Below are 12601 nucleotides of genomic sequence, written 5' to 3' on the forward strand. Positions count from 1 at the left end.
TCACCCCGCGGCCTCCCGCAGGGCCAGACGGGCGTAGGCGCGGACGTCGGCGTCGGGGTCCGCGAGGCGCTCCCGCAGCGCCGCCGCGGACGCCGGGCCGGCCGCGTGCGGGGCGAGCGCACGGACGGCGGCCTTCCGCACGTCGCCGTTCGCGTCGGCGAGCAGCGCCAGCAGCGGGCCGAGGGCACCGGCCGCGCCCAGGGCCCCGGCGGCGGCCTTCCGCACCTGCCAGGCGTCGTCCGGCAGCCCCGCGAGCGCCGCCAGCGCGGGCGGGCAGCCGATCCCGGCGGCACCCTCGTACGCGGCGGCCCGCACCAGCGGATCGGGATCGGCGGCCAGGGTGAGCAGCACCGCCTCGGCGGCCGGGTCGCCGACCGTGCCGAGCCCCTCCCCGACGGCGACCCGCACCTCGCGGGCGGGATCGGCCGCGGCGGCGGCGAGCCCGCCCGCCGCGTCCAGCGAGACGAGGCCGCGCACCGCCTGCAGCCGCACGGTCACCGCGCCGTCCGCGAGACCGGCCGCGTACAGCGCCCCGGTGCCGGTGCGCAGCGCCCGGCCCAGCTCCAGCACACCGGCCCGCACGACCGGGTCGGGGGAGCCGGCCGCCCCGGCCAGCACCGCCCCCAGCGACGGGTCGAGCACGTCGGCGAGTTCGCGGAGGCCGGCCACGGCCGCGGCCCGCACCCGCCCGTCCGGGTCGTGCAGGGCCGCGGCGAGGGCCGGCCCGGTGCCGTCCGGCGCGCTCTCGGTGAGCACGGCGACGGCGGTGCGGCGCACGTCGGCCGCCGGGTCGGCGAGGTACGGGGCGAGCCGGTCGAGGCCGGGCTGCTCGTCGGCGAGGCGCAGCAGGTCGAGCAGGCGCGGCGAGGCGGGGGCCGCGGACGCCGGGCCGTCCTGGGCGGTGGCGGTGGCGGCGCCGGTGCGCCCCACCAGCAGGGCGTGGACCTCGCCGAGCAGTTCCACGTCGCCGCCCGGGGGCTCCAGTCCGTCGACCGGCACCAGGTAGGGCGCGACCGGACGGGTCAGGAACTCCATCGCGCCGTCGGCGGTGCGGCGCAGGTTGAGGTGGCGGAACCACCGGGCGTCGTCGCGCCCGGGGTGGTCGACACGGTCGTGGTAGAGGCCCCAGCGGCTCTCCTCGCGGGCGAGCGAGGAGCGGGCGGCCATCTCGGCGCAGTCCCGGATGAAGTCGACCTCGACGGCGCGCATCAGCTCGTGCGGCGTGCGGGCGCCCATGCCGGCGATCTCGCCCCGCATCCGCTCGAAGTGGTCGAGGGCGACGGAGAGCCGGGCGCCGGTCTTCGGCGGGGCGACGTAGTCGTTGACGAAGCGCCGCAGCTTGTACTCGACCTGCGGCTGCGGCGGCCCGTCCGGGTTGTGCAGCGGGCGGTAGACGAGCGCGTGGGCGGCCTTCACCTGGTCGTCGGGGAGCTCGGCGCGCTCCGCGGGCAGGTGCGCGGCGGCGTGGCTGCCGGCGAGGTCGCCGAAGACGAACGCGCCGATCATGTAGTTGTGCGGCACGCAGGCGAGGTCGCCGGCCGCGTACAGGCCGGGCACCGTGGTGGCGGCGTTCTCGTCGACCCAGACGCCGCTCGCGGAGTGACCGCCGCACAGGCCGATCTCGGAGATGTGCATCTCCACGTCGTGCGTGCGGTAGTCGTGCCCGCGCCCGGCGTGGAAGGTGCCGCGGCTGGGCCGCTCCGTGGTGTGCAGGATCGACTCCAGCGCCTGCACGGTCTCCTCCGGCAGGTGGGTGGTGCGCAGGTAGACCGGGCCGCGGTCGGAGGCCAGCTCCGCGGCGAACTCCGACATCATCTGCCCCGACCAGTAGTCGGAGTCGACGAACCGCTCGCCGTGCCGGTTGACCTGGTAGCCGCCGAACGGATTGGCGACGTACGCGCACGCCGGGCCGTTGTAGTCCTTGATCAGCGGGTTGATCTGGAAGCACTCGATGCCGCTGAGCTCCGCCCCCGCGTGGTAGGCCATCGCGTAGCCGTCCCCCGCGTTGGTCGGGTTCTCGTAGGTGCCGTACAGGTAGCCGCTGGAGGGCAGTCCGAGGCGGCCGCAGGGGCCGGTGGCCAGCACGACGGCCCCGGCCGACACCACGACGAACTCCCCGGTGCGGGTGTCGAAGCCGGCCGCGCCGACCGCCCGCCCCTCCGCGGTCAGCACCCGCACCGGCATGACGCGGTTCTCGATGGTGATCCGCTCCCGCATGCGGCGCTCCCGCAGCACCCGGTAGAGCACCTTCTTGACGTCCTTGCCCTCCGGCATCGGCAGCACGTAGCTGCCCGACCGGTGCACCTGGCGCACCTGGTACTCGCCGTACTCGTCCTTCTCGAACTTCACGCCGTACCGCTCCAGCCGCTGCACCATGGCGAAGCCGCGGGTGGCCGTCTGCCGCACGGTGCGCTGGTCGACGATCCCGTCGTTGGCGCGGGTGATCTCGGCGACGTAGTCGTCCGGGTCGGCCCGGCCCGGCACGACCGCGTTGTTCACGCCGTCCATGCCCATGGCGAGGGCGCCGGAGTGCCGCACGTGCGCCTTCTCCAGCAGCAGCACGTCGGCCCCGGCCTCGGCGGCGCTGAGCGCGGCCATCGAGCCTGCGGTGCCGCCGCCGACGACCAGCACGTCGCAGTGCAGCCGGCGGGCGTCGGCGAGGTCGGGGATCTCCACGGGGTTCCTTCCAGGGGTCGGGGTCACAGCAGGGCGGCGCCGGGTCACAGCGCGGCGAGGACGGCCTCGCGCAGCCGCCGCACCGCCGGGTCGGCGCGCGAGCCGGGGTCGCGCGGCCGCGGCACGTCGTGCACGGCGGCGAGGGTGCCGCCGCCCAGGACGGCGATCCGGTCGCCGAGCAGCAGCGCCTCGTCCACGTCGTGCGTGACGAAGACGACGGTGCACCGCTGCCGCTGCCACACCGTCAGCAGCAGCTGCTGCATCGCGGCACGGGTCTGCGCGTCGAGCGCGCCGAACGGCTCGTCCATCAGGACGGCCCGCGGCGAGCCGACCAGCGCCCGGGCGAGCTGCACGCGCTGCCGCTGCCCGCCGGACAGCTCCCGGGGCAGCCGCCGCTCCAGGCCCTCCAGGCCGACCCGGCCGATCCACTCGGCGACCGGCTCCCGCCGCTCCGCCCGCGGCACCCGGCGCACCGCCAGCGGCAGCTCGACGTTCCGCCGGACGCTGCGCCAGGGCAGCAGCCCGTCGTCCTGGAAGACCAGTGCGCGGTCGGCGGCCGGGCCGCGCAGCGGCTCGCCGTCCGCGAGCAGCTCGCCGCCGCTCGGGCGCAGCAGCCCGGCGAGCGCCCGCAGCAGGGTCGACTTGCCGCCGCCGGAGGAGCCGACCACGGCCAGCACCTCGCCGGGGCCGACGTCGAGGTCGACACCGTCGAGCACCGGGTGCCCGGGGTGGCCGAGGCTCAGCCCGCGGGCCGTCAGGCGCAGGCTCATCGCCCGCCTCCCGTCCGCGGCGGCAGCCAGGCGGTCAGCCGGCGGCCGGTGAGCTCGACGGCGCCCGAGGTCAGCCACCCGAGCAGGCCGATGGTGGCCATCCCCACGAACACCCCCGGGTAGTCGAGCACGGTGTACGCCTGCCAGGTGCGGTAGCCGACCCCGTACTGGCCGGAGACCATCTCGGCGGAGATCACGCAGATCCAGGACACCCCGATGCCGACCGACAGCCCGCCGACGACGCCGGGCAGGGCCGCGGGCAGCACCACGCTGCGCAGCACCCGGGCGCGGCCGCCGCCCATCGTGCGGACGGCGTCCTCCCAGAGCGGCGGCACGGCGCGCACCGCGTGCCGGGTGGAGACGGTCACCGGGAAGAACGCGGCGGTGAAGGTGATGAAGACGATGCCCTGCTCGTTCTCCGGGAACAGCATGATCGCCACCGGGACGAGGGCGATCGCCGGGATCGGCCGGATCAGCTCCAGCACCGGTCCGAGCAGGTCGGCGGCCCACCGTGAGCGGGCGGTGAGCACGCCGACCGCGACCCCGAGCACGGCGGCCAGCAGGAAGCCGGTGCCGATCCGCCGGAGGCTGTCGGCGAGGTCCTGCCAGTACGGGCCGGTGCCGAGCTGCCGGCCGAAGGCCTGCCCGACCTGGACGGCCGTCGGCAGGTGGTCGAAGCGCACCCACGCCTGCACGTGCTGCGCGGTCAGCAGCTGCCACAGGCCGACGAAGGCGAGCAGGGAGGCCGTCCGCAGCAGCCGTCGCCGGGCCCGGCCGGGGCGGGCGGGCCGCTGCACGGCCGTGCGCGGCGGGGCGCCGGGGCGCTGGAGGGTGGTGCTCATGCCGCCGCCAGGGCTTCGTCCCAGCCGACGGCGCGGGCGCCGGGGTGGGCGGCGAGGTGGGCGCGGACGCCGTCCTCGGTGGTGAAGGGCAGCAGTGCGGTGCCGTCGAGCACCCAGTGGTCCTTGTCGGCGAACCAGCGGGTGCCGGTCGCGGCGTCCGGCACGTAGGCGGCGCGGAGCTTCTTCCCGGCGGCCGTGGCGGCCCTGACGGCGCGCAGCAGGCAGCGGGGGTCGGCGGCCGGGTGGGTGGCGTCCTCGCCCTGGTACCAGATCTCCCCGGCGAGTGCCGGGTCGGTGACGGGCTTCGCGCAGACCTCGTCGGTGCCGGTGATCCGTGCGGGCGGGATGTCCGGCAGGGCGGCGGCGGCCAGGTACGACGGGTCGACGAACTTCTCCACGTCGAGCGCCTTGAGCACGCCGACCGACTTCAGGAACGGCACGTCCTGGCGGAGCGCGTCCAGCAGGTCGGGCCGCAGCGGGGTGGCGAAGGTGGCGATGCCGTCGGGCCCGTTGTAGAGGTGGACGACCTCGGCGGGCAGGCCGGTGGCCTCGGCGACCTTCCGGCTGGCGTCCAGGGGGTGCTCGTTGAGGTAACGGGTGGCGTCGGCCTGGGCGTGCAGGAAGGCCTGGACGACCTCCGGGTGCGCGGTGCCGTACTTCTGCCGGATCACCACGCCGTGCAGGGTGGGGCGGCCGAGGGCGGCGCCGTCGTAGAGGAGGTGGCCGTCGCCGGCGAAGACCACCACGCCGGGCCAGGCGACGAACTGCGCGAGCGCGTCGACGCTGCCCGCCTTGAGCGCGGAGGCGCCGACGGCGGGCTGCTGGTTCTGCTTCTGGATGCCGGTGTCGGGCACCCCGGCCCTGCGCAGCGCCTGGACGAGGGTGCCGTCGGCGGCGGAGCCGACCGAGGTGGAGACCTTCTTGCCCTTCAGGTCGGCGAGGGTGTGCGCGGGGGAGCCGTTCGGCACGACGACGCCGTTGAGGGCGCCGAGCAGGTTGTAGCCGGTGACGGAGACCAGCCGGGTGCCGGGCCCGCCGGCCTCCTGCGCGCGGGAGCCGTTGATGAGCAGCGGGTAGTCGCCCATCGACCCGATGTCGATCTTCTCGGCGAGCATCTGGGCGGTGATGGGCGCGCCCGAGTCGTAGTCCTGCCAGACGACCCGGTACGTCCGCCCGTCCTTGCGGCCCTGCTCGGCGAGCCGCTGCTCCAGGTAGCCCTGGGCGCGCAGCAGGGTGCCCGCGGTGACGGTGTTGATGGTCTTCGACTGGTAGCCGACGACCACCTGGACGGTGCCGGAGGTGCCGGCGGAGGCGGAGGAGCACGCGGTGGCGGCGACGAGCAGGGCGGCGGCCGGCAGCAGGCGGGCCAGGGGTCCGGGGCGGTGCATGCGGGGGCTCCTCAGCGCAGCAGGTAGGGCATGTTGACGGTGACGGCCCCGGTGGGGCAGCGGGCGGCGCACGGGCCGCAGTACCAGCACTCGTCGACGTGCATGAAGGCTTTGTTCGTGTCGGGGTCGATGGCCAGCGAGTCCAGCGGGCACATCTCGACGCACAGGGTGCAGCCGTCGATGCACAGCGAGGCGTCGATGGTGACGGGCACGTCGGTGCGGTGGTCGGCGAGGGCCAACGGGGGCTCCTACGGGGTGTCGCGCAGCAGCCGGCCCTGCATGGTGATCCGGTCACCGCGGAAGCGGACGTATTCGAGGTCGACGGGCCGCCCGTCGGCGAGGGTGGTCAGCCGCTCCAGCATCAGCAGGGCGCTGCCGCGGGGGACTTCGAGGACGGTGGCGGAGTGCGCGTCGGCGCTGACGGCCTCCAGGGTGATGTCGGCGCCGCCGAGCGGCTGCCCGGCGGCCTCCTCGATCAGCCGGAAGACATCGGTGTGGGCGAGGTCGGCGGCGTCGAGCCCGGCGCCGATGTCGGGCGCCAGGTAGGTGAGGTCGAGGGAGAGCGGCAGGCCGTTGAGGCGGCGCAGCCGTTCCACGTAGACGACCTCGCTGCCGTCGGGCAGGCCGAGCCGGCGGGCGACCGGGCCTGGCGCCCGGACGGGCCCGAGGGCGCGGACCTCGTTGACGACCTCGCCGTGTTCATGGAGCGTCTCGGCGAGGCCCTGCAGGCGGTTGAGTCCGTGCGGCACCTTGTCGGCGACCACGATCGTCCCCGAGCCCGGCACGCGCCGCACCAGTCCTTCGCCGCGCAGCAGGTCGAGGGCTTCCCGCACGGTGTTCCGGGATGCGTCGAACTCCTCCGCGAGCACGTCCTCGTGCGGCAGCGGGCCGGCGGTGTACGCCCCGCCGAGCACCTGTCGGCGCAGCACGTCCGCGACCTGGCGGGCACGGTCGGCGCGCAGCCGCCGGGCGCCGGGCAGGGCGGGGTTGTCGCTGGTCATCGGGGCTCCCGGGGGCGGTCGGTACGGACTCGGTGCGGCCGGGGACGACCCTAGGGGCGGTCCGATGGCGGCCGGGTTGCCGGAGCATTACGCCACCTGACGGCCCGTCCGCCGCGGCCCTGACCTGGCCGGGGCGGGGGCGGCGCGGGTGATGTGCCACCCGGGTCCGTCCGCGCTGCCCTGCTTGCGGGGGCGCCGGGCGGAAAGATGGGAGGGTGCGAAGGAGTGGCCGCGACCCGAGGAGTGTGGACCGATGATCGGCAAGCTGCAGTGCGTGGTGCTGGACTGCCACTACCCGGCGGGGCTGGCGCACTTCTACGCCGCCGTGCTTGGCGGCGAGGTCGACCGGCCGGACCCGCGCTGGTCGCTGGACGCCGAGTGGTCGACCGTGCACACGCCGGACGGCGCGGTGCTGGCGTTCCAGCGGGTGGAGGACTACCGGCCGCCGATGTGGCCGGACCCGGCCCATCCGCAGCAGATGCACCTCGACATCGACGTCGAGGACCTGGACGCCGCCGAGCAGCGGGTCGTCGGGCTGGGTGCGGTGCGGAAGGCCGGGGAGGCCGGCTGGCGGGTGTACCTGGATCCGGCGGGGCACCCGTTCTGCCTGGTCGGCCCGGGCGGCGGTACGGCCTGACCGTCCGGGCCGTCCGGGCCCGTGGGGTGCCCGGGGTGTCTCAGGTGGTGAGGGTGAGGGTGTCGCCGACCCGGAGGCGGCCGGCCCGGGCGACGGTGGCCAGCGCGTCGAGCCGGCCGTCGTGGCCCTGGGTGACGGCCCGGAGGATCTCGGGGGCGTGCGGCAGGCCGGGCTGGGCGAGGCCGGCCATGGCGCAGCGCTCGCTGGAGCGGACGAAGGCCAGCCGGACGCCGTCGCCGGCCAGGCCCTCCCGGCCGAACCAGGTGTCCTCGACGAACGGCGGGGTGCCGGGCGGGGTCCGGACCAGAAGGTTGGGGCGGAAGCGCCGCTCGTCGACGGCGGCGCCGGGGGCGGCGGCGCGCACCCAGTCGAGGGTGGCGGTGGTGAGCACGGAGACCGGCAGCTGGTCGAAGTGGGAGACGGCGTCCTCGCGGGCGAGGGCGACGTCGTCGCGTTCGAGGTAGGCGCGGAGGAAGGCGTCCGGGTCCTCGACGCGGTGGCCGAGCGGGTCGAGGAGCTCGGGTGCGTCGAGCCGGTGGCCGAGGCGCGAGCCGAGCCGCAGGAGGCCGTCCATCCGGCGGAAGCGGCGGGTGTTCTTGCCGGACCCGAGCCGGCCGGCGCCGTCCCGGACGGCGTACAGGCGGTCGCCGGCGAGGCCGCGCCCGTCCACCTCGACGGAGTCGAGGGGTTCGCCGCCGGTGGACTTGACCGGGTAGCGCCAGATCCGCTCGACGACACCGGAGATCTCTGCCATGCAGGGAGCGTAGCCGGGCACCCGGCGCATGGTCTAGACCTGTCATGGAGACCCTCCGGCCCGCCTCCGCGAGCCTCCTCACCCGCCGTCAGCCGACCCGGGCCACCGCCCGCACCGGAGCGCCGTCCGCCGCCGCGAGCCGCAGGGGGAACAGCGACACCTCCAGCGCGGCCCCGGCCTCCTGCGCGGCCAGCAGCGGCGTCAGGTCGGTGAGGTTCTCCGCGATCACCCCGCCGCCCCCGCGGCCCAGCAGCACCCGGTGCGCGGCCAGGCTCGGCGGCTCGGCCGTCGGGTCGTGCTCGTCCGCGAGCTCCGCCAGCAGTGCGGCCACCGCCGGGTCGGCCGGGCCCGGCTCGGGCGTCCGGTCCACCGACAGCGCGTCCACCCCGACCGTCCGCACCCCCGCCCCGGTGATCGCCTCCGCCGCCTCCGGCGTCAGATAGGGGTGCGCCAGGTAGTGGTCGGTGCCCCAGTGCCGCGGCCAGCCGGTCGCCAGCAGCAGCACCGTGCCCGCCGTGCAGCGGGCCAGCGCGGGCGCGAGGAGGCCGGCGGTCACCGCGGTGCGGGGGGCCAGCCCGCGCAGGTCGGCGACCACGGCCGGGCCGGTGAACAGCTCCAGCGGCAGCCCGTCCAGCGTCGGCCAGGTGACGTCCACGTGGTACGGCGCGTCCACGTGCGTACCCGACTGCGAACCCAGGTGCAGCGCCAGCACGTTGACCCCGGCGCCCGCCGTCGTCAGGGCCGGCCGGAGGTCCACCTCCGGGTCGCCGGGGTAGACCGGCATGCCGGTGGTGACCGGATGGGTGAGATCGATCAGCGTGGGCGCCATGCCGTCCATCCTGCCCCGCCCGGCCCCGCCGCCGCAGCGGTGCGCCGGTCTATCGTCGGGGACATGAGTGATCAGCAGGTACGCAGGCCGTGGGTGGTCGGGGTCTCCGGGGCGTCGGGCACGCCGTACGCCGCATCGGTGCTCCGGGCGCTCCTGGCGGCCGGCGAGGCCGTCGACCTGGTGGTGAGCCGCGCCGCGCGGCTGACCATCCTCGACGAGACCGGCATCTCCTTCCGCGACGCGCACTGGCGCACCGACCTGGCGGCCTGGCTCGGCACCGGGCCGACCGGGCAGGAGGCGCCCGCCGGGGAGGCCTCCGGCGACGTGCCCGGCGACGTGCGGTACTGGGCGGCCGGGGACTTCGCGGCCGGGCCGTCCTCCGGCTCGTACCCGGCCAAGGGCATGCTCGTCATCCCCGCGACCACCGGCGCCGTGGCCGGCATCGCGCTCGGCCTCAGCAAGGACCTGCTCCAGCGGGCCGCCGGCGTCACCCTCAAGGAGCGCCGGCCGCTGGTGGTGTGCCTGCGCGAGACCCCCCTCAACGGGGCGACGCTGAAGCACCTGGTCGAACTGGACGCGCAGGGCGCCGTGGTGCTCCCCGCCTCGCCGGGCTTCTACGCGGGCGGTTCCACCGCCCGCGAACTGGTCGACTTCGTCGCCGGACGGGTCCTCGACGCGGTGGGCGTGCCGCACACGCTCTACCGCCGCTGGGAGGGCGAACTCGGGGCAGCGGCCCGGGCTGAGTGAGAGGGCGCGGATCGGGAGAGTATGTTCTTTGCGATATCCGGGTCGATCCGCGCACGGCGCCTTCGAATCCGGATAATGATCTCTCGGTCCGGTGAGGTTCGGAAGGGCGCTGGCAGGTATATGGACACAGTGGACAGACAGCTCATCCAGGCACTGCGGGAGAACGGCCGCGCCTCCTACGCGGAACTCGGCCGACTCGTGGGCCTGTCCGGGCCCAGCGTGACGGACCGCATCAACCGGCTGGAGCAGGCCGGGGTGATCACCGGCTACCGCGCCACCGTCAACCCGGCCTCGCTGGGCTTCGGCGTGACCGCCCTGATCGGTCTTCAGCTCACCGACGCCGCCGACCACGAGGACGTCGCGCACCGCCTCAAGGACCTCCCCGAGGTCGAGGACTGCTGGTTCATCGCCGGTGACGACTCGTACATGCTCAAGGTGCGCGTCCCGGACGTCGAAGGACTGGAATCGGTCGTCAAGCGGCTGTCGGGCACGAAGGGCGTGGCCCGGACGCGCACCACGGTCGTACTCTCCACCAAGTGGGAGAACCGGGTCAGCGACCTGCCGCTGGGCGGCGCCGAGTGACCGGCCGGACGACGGAGGAGTGACGGGATGACGCTGGTCGGCCTGGAGGAGCTGCGCGCCGCGCAGCAGCGGATCGCCGGAGTCGCGGTGCGGACCCCGCTGCTGCCCTGCCCCTGGGCGGCGGACGGCGCCCGCCGGCTCTGGCTCAAGCCCGAGAGCCTCCAGCCGACCGGCGCGTTCAAGCTGCGCGGCGCCTACAACCGGCTCGCGGCGATGACCGCCGAGGAACGGGCCCGCGGCGTCGTCGCGCAGTCCAGCGGCAACCACGCGCAGGCGGTGGCGTACGCCGCCGGGCTGCTCGGCATCAAGGCCGTCGTCGTCATGCCGGACACCTCCCCGGCCGTCAAGGTCGAGAACACCCGGGGCTTCGGCGCCGAGGTGGTCCTCGTGCCGCCGGGCGAGCGCGACACCCTCCCCGCCGAGCTCGTCGAACGGCACGGCTACGTCTGGGTGCCGCCGTACGACGACCCCCACATCATCGCCGGGCAGGGCACCGTCGGCCTGGAGATCGGCGAGGACGCCCCCGACGAGCTCGACACCGTGCTGGTGCCGGTCAGCGGCGGCGGCCTCATCTCCGGCACGGCGGCCGCACTCAAGCTGACCTGCCCCGGCGTCCGGGTGGTCGGCGTCGAGCCCGAGCTCGCCGCCGACGCGCAGGCCAGTTTCCGGGCCGGCGAGCACCTCGCCTGGCCGGTCGAGGACACCTACCGCACCATCGCCGACGGGCTGCGCACCCCCACCGTCGGCGTGCTGCCCTTCCAGCACCTGCAGGCGTACGTCGACGACATCGTCACCGTGACGGAGGACGAGATCCGCGACACCGTCGCCCTGCTGGCCCGCCGCGGCCGGCTGGTCGCCGAGCCGTCCGGCGCGGTCGCCGCCGCCGGGTACTTCCACCGGGCGGGCGAGATCGCCGGCCGGGTCTTCGCGGCCGTCGTCAGCGGCGGCAACATCGAGCCGAAGCTCCTCGCCGAACTCCTCGCCCGCTAGGGTTCGCGCGCCCCTGCCGTTCCCCCCGGCGTGCGTGGGCGTAGTCTCGTTCCGGCAAGGATTCGAAGTCGGAGGAGGCGGGTCACCGCATGGACGCAGGGCTCAAGCGCGAGCTGGAGGCGAAGGTCTACGCGGGTGAGCGGCTGACCCGCGAGGACGGCATCGCCCTCTACGAGAGCGACGACCTGGCCTGGCTGGGCGGCCTGGCGCACCACGTGCGGACGGTCAAGAACGGCGACGTCGTCCACTTCAACGTCAACCGCCACCTCAACATGACCAACGTGTGCGCCGCGTCCTGCGCGTACTGCTCGTTCCAGCGCAAGCCGGGCGAGAAGGACGCGTACACCATGCGCATCGAGGAGGCCGTCCGCCTGGCGAAGGCCATGGAGGTCGACTCCCTCACCGAGCTCCACATCGTCAACGGCCTCCACCCGACGCTGCCCTGGCGCTACTACCCGCGTTCGCTGCGCGAACTGAAGAGCGCCCTGCCGAACGTCTCCCTCAAGGCCTTCACCGCCACCGAGATCCACTGGTTCGAGAAGATCAGCGGCCTCTCGGCGAGCGAGATCCTCGACGAGCTGATCGACGCCGGCCTGGAGTCGCTCACCGGCGGCGGCGCGGAGATCTTCGACTGGGAGGTCCGGCAGCACATCGTCGACCACGCCACCCACTGGGAGGACTGGTCGCGGATCCACCGCCTGGCGCACGAGAAGGGTCTCAAGACCCCGTGCACCATGCTGTACGGGCACATCGAGGAGCCCCGCCACCGGGTCGACCACGTGCTGCGCCTGCGCGAGCTGCAGGACGAGACCGGCGGCTTCCAGGTCTTCATCCCGCTGCGCTACCAGCACGACTTCCACGACTCCAAGGACGGCATCGTCCGCAACCGCCTGATGGCGCGCACCGAGATGGCGACCGGCGCCGAGGCGCTGAAGACCTTCGCCGTCTCCCGGCTGCTGTTCGACAACGTGCCGCACGTCAAGGTCTTCTGGGTGATGCACGGCGTCACCACCGCCCAGCTGGCGCTCAGCCACGGCGCGGACGACATGGACGGCTCGGTCGTCGAGTACAAGATCACCCACGACGCGGACAACTTCGGCACCCCGAACAAGCTCGGCCGCGACGACCTGCTCGACCTCATCCGCGACGCCGGCTTCCGCCCGGTCGAGCGCAACACCCGCTACGAGGTCATCCGCGAGTACGACGGCCCGGACCTCGGCCGCCGCGAGACCCCGCAGGCCATGCGCCTCTGACCGCGACCCGTCCGCCCGGGGCCCGTCGGCACCCCGCCGACGGGCCCCGGCGCGCGTCCGCCACCCGCGCGCCCCGGTCCCGCGCGCACCCCGCACGGACCGCTCCGGCCGCCCCGGACACGGGTCTGCCAC

13 protein-coding genes are annotated in these 12601 nt (G+C 75.0%); 5 read left to right on the forward strand and 8 right to left on the reverse strand.

From position 1 onward, the window contains the following. Genes SNE206_RS12645 through SNE206_RS12670 form a run of 6 tightly spaced genes read right to left on the reverse strand, consistent with a single transcriptional unit; the run spans position 1 to position 6677 of the window. The gene (locus SNE206_RS12645; protein WP_407913390.1) at positions 1-2676 is read right to left on the reverse strand and encodes a fumarate reductase/succinate dehydrogenase flavoprotein subunit; all 2676 of its coding nucleotides are present in this window, start codon (positions 2674-2676) and stop codon (positions 1-3) included. A 44-nt stretch (positions 2677-2720) separates the two neighbouring features. Further along, positions 2721-3446: an ABC transporter ATP-binding protein gene (locus tag SNE206_RS12650; protein ID WP_407913391.1), complete on the reverse strand. Its 726-nt coding sequence runs from the start codon at positions 3444-3446 to the stop codon at positions 2721-2723. Further along, complete coding sequence (locus tag SNE206_RS12655; protein WP_407913392.1) at positions 3443-4288, reverse strand: ABC transporter permease; 846 nt, start codon at positions 4286-4288, stop codon at positions 3443-3445. The genes SNE206_RS12650 and SNE206_RS12655 overlap by 4 nt, the downstream gene beginning before the upstream one ends. Further along, positions 4285-5676 carry an ABC transporter substrate-binding protein gene (locus SNE206_RS12660; RefSeq protein ID WP_407913393.1) on the reverse strand — a complete coding sequence of 464 codons (1392 nt, stop codon included), beginning with the start codon at positions 5674-5676 and terminating at the stop codon, positions 4285-4287. The genes SNE206_RS12655 and SNE206_RS12660 overlap by 4 nt, the downstream gene beginning before the upstream one ends. Positions 5677-5687: 11 nt before the next feature. Beyond that, positions 5688-5915, reverse strand: a complete 228-nt coding sequence (locus SNE206_RS12665) for a ferredoxin family protein (RefSeq protein ID WP_405012797.1) — start codon at positions 5913-5915, stop codon at positions 5688-5690. A 9-nt stretch (positions 5916-5924) separates the two neighbouring features. Continuing rightward, complete coding sequence (locus SNE206_RS12670) at positions 5925-6677, reverse strand: GntR family transcriptional regulator (protein ID WP_407913394.1); 753 nt, start codon at positions 6675-6677, stop codon at positions 5925-5927. Positions 6678-6930: 253 nt separating this feature from the next. Between SNE206_RS12670 and SNE206_RS12675 the strand changes: the two genes are divergently transcribed. After that, positions 6931-7314: a VOC family protein gene (locus tag SNE206_RS12675; protein WP_407913395.1), complete on the forward strand. Its 384-nt coding sequence runs from the start codon at positions 6931-6933 to the stop codon at positions 7312-7314. Positions 7315-7354: 40 nt separating this feature from the next. Here SNE206_RS12675 and SNE206_RS12680 read toward each other — a convergent pair whose 3' ends face one another. Together SNE206_RS12680 and SNE206_RS12685 are read right to left on the reverse strand one after the other, a co-directional pair. Then, a complete protein-coding gene (locus tag SNE206_RS12680; protein WP_407913396.1) occupies positions 7355-8068 on the reverse strand; it encodes an MOSC domain-containing protein in 714 nt (237 codons plus the stop codon). A gap of 88 nt (positions 8069-8156) precedes the next feature. Beyond that, complete coding sequence (locus SNE206_RS12685; RefSeq protein ID WP_407913397.1) at positions 8157-8897, reverse strand: cyclase family protein; 741 nt, start codon at positions 8895-8897, stop codon at positions 8157-8159. A gap of 63 nt (positions 8898-8960) precedes the next feature. On the opposite strand from SNE206_RS12685, the gene SNE206_RS12690 reads away from it, so the two are divergent. The 4 genes from SNE206_RS12690 (at position 8961) to mqnE (ending at position 12469) form a co-directional block, all read left to right on the forward strand. Then, positions 8961-9644, forward strand: coding sequence for a UbiX family flavin prenyltransferase (locus SNE206_RS12690; RefSeq protein ID WP_407913398.1), 684 nt, complete (start codon positions 8961-8963; stop codon positions 9642-9644). 120 nt (positions 9645-9764) lie between these two features. Beyond that, positions 9765-10226 carry an Lrp/AsnC family transcriptional regulator gene (locus SNE206_RS12695; protein WP_407913399.1) on the forward strand — a complete coding sequence of 154 codons (462 nt, stop codon included), beginning with the start codon at positions 9765-9767 and terminating at the stop codon, positions 10224-10226. Between the two features lie 27 nt (positions 10227-10253). Next, complete coding sequence (locus tag SNE206_RS12700; RefSeq protein WP_407913400.1) at positions 10254-11216, forward strand: threonine/serine dehydratase; 963 nt, start codon at positions 10254-10256, stop codon at positions 11214-11216. A gap of 89 nt (positions 11217-11305) precedes the next feature. Then, positions 11306-12469, forward strand: coding sequence for an aminofutalosine synthase MqnE (mqnE, locus tag SNE206_RS12705; RefSeq protein WP_407913401.1), 1164 nt, complete (start codon positions 11306-11308; stop codon positions 12467-12469). The last annotated feature ends 132 nt before the right edge of the window (positions 12470-12601 follow it).

Source organism: Kitasatospora sp. NE20-6 (assembly GCF_045862635.1).

Bases quoted from the DNA above. Each gene is read 5' to 3' on its own strand.
- SNE206_RS12650 (WP_407913391.1), bottom strand. From the start codon at position 3,446: ATGAGCCTGCGCCTGACGGCCCGCGGGCTGAGCCTCGGCCACCCCGGG.
- SNE206_RS12655 (WP_407913392.1), bottom strand. From the start codon at position 4,288: ATGAGCACCACCCTCCAGCGCCCCGGCGCCCCGCCGCGCACGGCCGTG.
- SNE206_RS12660 (WP_407913393.1), bottom strand. From the start codon at position 5,676: ATGCACCGCCCCGGACCCCTGGCCCGCCTGCTGCCGGCCGCCGCCCTG.
- SNE206_RS12670 (WP_407913394.1), bottom strand. From the start codon at position 6,677: ATGACCAGCGACAACCCCGCCCTGCCCGGCGCCCGGCGGCTGCGCGCC.
- SNE206_RS12675 (WP_407913395.1), top strand. From the start codon at position 6,931: ATGATCGGCAAGCTGCAGTGCGTGGTGCTGGACTGCCACTACCCGGCG.
- SNE206_RS12680 (WP_407913396.1), bottom strand. From the start codon at position 8,068: ATGGCAGAGATCTCCGGTGTCGTCGAGCGGATCTGGCGCTACCCGGTC.
- SNE206_RS12685 (WP_407913397.1), bottom strand. From the start codon at position 8,897: ATGGCGCCCACGCTGATCGATCTCACCCATCCGGTCACCACCGGCATG.
- SNE206_RS12690 (WP_407913398.1), top strand. From the start codon at position 8,961: ATGAGTGATCAGCAGGTACGCAGGCCGTGGGTGGTCGGGGTCTCCGGG.
- SNE206_RS12695 (WP_407913399.1), top strand. From the start codon at position 9,765: ATGGACACAGTGGACAGACAGCTCATCCAGGCACTGCGGGAGAACGGC.
- SNE206_RS12700 (WP_407913400.1), top strand. From the start codon at position 10,254: ATGACGCTGGTCGGCCTGGAGGAGCTGCGCGCCGCGCAGCAGCGGATC.
- mqnE (WP_407913401.1), top strand. From the start codon at position 11,306: ATGGACGCAGGGCTCAAGCGCGAGCTGGAGGCGAAGGTCTACGCGGGT.